At 64.1% G+C, this 2,337-nt stretch carries 1 protein-coding gene; it reads left to right on the forward strand.

All coding sequences use genetic code 11. The annotated features are described in order from the left end of the window. Nucleotides 1-802: 802 nt before the first annotated feature. The coding region (locus tag EDC31_RS17460; protein ID WP_239641768.1) for a relaxase/mobilization nuclease domain-containing protein at nt 803-2,337 on the forward strand (1,535 nt) is incomplete at its 3' end.

The following is a 2,337-nucleotide window of genomic DNA, read 5'->3' on the forward strand; positions in this document are numbered from 1 at the left end:
GGCTGACCGATTGGTCATCGTCGCCGGAAGTGTCGCCAGTTTGACGGTCCCCAGTCATGTGCGGAAGTCGTTTTCGATCAGGTCAGGCGCATGGTTTTGACGTGTGTTTGGCACGTCATAAGAGACATCGAAGACAGGTCGCGGTGCAGCGTTTCGACGTCCCGTTCGATTGGTGTCGGCAGGTGCGTCATGGCAGATTTTCGGGCCTTGGCACGGGCATCCCGAAGGGGTTGCTGGATTCAAAAAAGTCGAATTCAGAGGCCGAAAAGAAGAAAAAACGTGAGGGCAAGATTAAAGGGACCGGCACTCCTGCCAGTCCTGACCTTCGGTTTTCTCTGTCTGCACATGGGGTTAGGGAAAGTTTGAGTGGCACTCTGGATTTCTGCTGTATGAGGCGTCATTTTTCAGGAGTGAGGGTTTTTCGCCGTTTCTGACGGCACTCTTCCCCGAAAAGGCCCTGTTTCCGCGAGGTCTGGCCATGGCGCAGGATGACGACAGCGCGTTCCGTCCCAGAGTTGGACGCATCCCCTCGAAAGGCAGTCCGGCGCGCGGTCGCGCCGACTTTCTGACCGCCGTTCGCACACAGGTTCGTCGGCAATCCCTGTCTCCCGGAAAGAGGGGCGGCAGTGGGTCAGGCGGCGGCAATGGCCGCCGCTTCTCTTCTGAGTCTGGTGCGTCTTCGCGTGCGGGGAGCGCGTCGTGTTCCGGTTCCACCCGTGGCGTAGGTCGCGGGCGTGGCGCGTGCTTCGTCCGGGCACGCGGGATCGCCGGCTGGCGGCATCAGGTGCCCGGTGCCCGGCGTGTGACCGTGAAGGCGCGTGTGGTGCGTCAGGCCGGGAAGGGAGGCGGAGCCGCCGCCCACCTGCGCTACATCCAGCGTGATGGCACCTCCCGCGACGGCGAGCGTGGTGCCCTCTATGGTGCGGAGACCGACCGCGCCGATGCAAGAGCCTTCCTCGAACGCGGCGCGGAGGACCGGCATCAGTTCCGCTTCATCGTCTCACCGGAAGACGCCGACCGGATGGACGACCTGACCGATTTCACGCGCGACCTGATGACGCAAATGCAAGCCGATCTCGGCACACGGCTCGACTGGGTGGCGGTGAATCATTTCAACACCGCGCATCCTCATGTCCATGTCGTGATCAACGGTCGCGATGACCAGGGCAAGGATCTCGTCATCGATAGTGGCTATATCACCCATGGCCTCCGCGAACGCGCCTCCGAATTCGCGACGCTGGACCTCGGTCCGGTGTCCGAGATCGAACAGCGCCGGAAGCTGGAAGCCGAGATCGATCGTGACCGCTTCACCCGCATCGACCGCGCCCTGCTCGATCAGATGAAGGACGGTACCCTCGACATACGCCCCGGCAGTGACGTCGCATCGTCTGATCTGGTGGACCGGCGGCTGTGCCTGTCACGTCTGGCGAAGCTGGAGCGTATGGGACTGGCCAGTCCGACAGCGCCGGGCAGATGGACACTCGACGAGCGGCTGGAAGAACGCCTGCGCAACCTGGGTGAGCGGGATGACATCACGAAGCAGATGCACCGCGCCCTGAAGGCGCGCGACAAGGGAACAGCGCCAACGCGCGACCCGGCGCATTTCCGTTTTCACGGCGAGACCCCCGAGAAGCCCGTGACCGGGCGGCTGATCGACCGGCATCTGACCGACGAACTGGGGGAGAAGCTGTCGCTGGTGGTCGATGGGATCGATGGGCGGGCGCATCATCTGCGGGGTTTCGATCCCGCCCAGATGGAGGACATCCCCCGTAGCGCGATCGTGGAAATCGCCGCCGCCCCGGTTCCTGACAAACCGCACCCATCCGATCGGGCGATCCTCGCCCATACCGAGGACGGGATCTATCGCCCCTCCACCCATCTGGAACAGATGCAGCTCGACCGCTGGAACCTCAAAGGCACGCCGGAAGACCTGATCAAGGGGCATGTCCGCCGTCTGGAAGCTCTGCGTCGGGCGGGGATTGTTGAACGGTTTGAGGCCGACCGCTGGCGCATCCCGGAAGACTTCCAGAAGAAGGCCATCGCCTATGACGCGGCGCGTGCCCCGAAGGCGACGGTGCGGCTGCTCTCGGCCTTCGATCTGGAGGTGCAGATCGGTTCCGACGGGGCGACCTGGCTCGACCGGCGTCTGGTGGCTGGGACCAGACGCGACGACGACCGGGTGGAGGCCGGGTTCGGGGGTGAAGTCGGCGATGCCCTGGCCAGACGGCAAAAGGCCCTGATCGACCGTGGGGATGCCAGCCTCACCCCGGAGGGCATGGTCCGCTATCGCAGGAACCTGCTGGCGACGCTGGAAGGGCGGGAGGTGGAACGGGTCGG

Origin of the sequence: Acidomonas methanolica (assembly GCF_004346035.1) — a bacterium.
GTDB classification, from domain to species: domain Bacteria; phylum Pseudomonadota; class Alphaproteobacteria; order Acetobacterales; family Acetobacteraceae; genus Acidomonas; species Acidomonas methanolica.